Genomic DNA, 422 nt, shown 5'->3' with positions numbered 1-422 from the left:
AATCGATGAGACAAATGCCATAAATCTCTTGCTCGCACTCTTTGTATATTAAATCGTTCTGATAGCTGACCAATGACTGTTTCAACGATACGGCGGGCTTTCATTAGCCGCCTTACCACAGGTTTGGGTCTATCCTCTTTCATATTGGCTCTGAGTGGCGTTTGTAAATCCACTCCTTGAGCGTCGTAGTACGATGTCAGACTAGGGCTGATATACCCTTTATCAGCGCCGAGCAAACCATGGATATGGTCCGTAATATCAGGCGCAACCGCTCTTTCATCAACATTGGCAGGGGCAACGGTAAAGCCTTTAATCATGCCAGATAAATTAACAAGCAAATGTCCCTCAAAGCCATAGTATCTCTCTTGCTTAGCCGCACAGTAGCTAAAAGCCGCTAAGTCTTGATAGTTTTTATGCCGATA

Annotated in this window: 1 pseudogene; it reads right to left on the bottom strand. The window is 44.5% G+C overall.

Annotated features, from left to right (window positions below):
- Positions 1-422, bottom strand: a pseudogene (locus tag EI161_RS14675) (IS982-like element ISPsma1 family transposase); the annotation flags it as partial.

Source organism: Psychrobacter sp. FME5 (assembly GCF_014861375.1).
In the GTDB taxonomy this organism is placed as follows: domain Bacteria; phylum Pseudomonadota; class Gammaproteobacteria; order Pseudomonadales; family Moraxellaceae; genus Psychrobacter.
The sequence above is the reverse complement of the archived record's forward strand: the minus strand, read 5'-3'. Positions and strand labels throughout refer to the sequence as shown.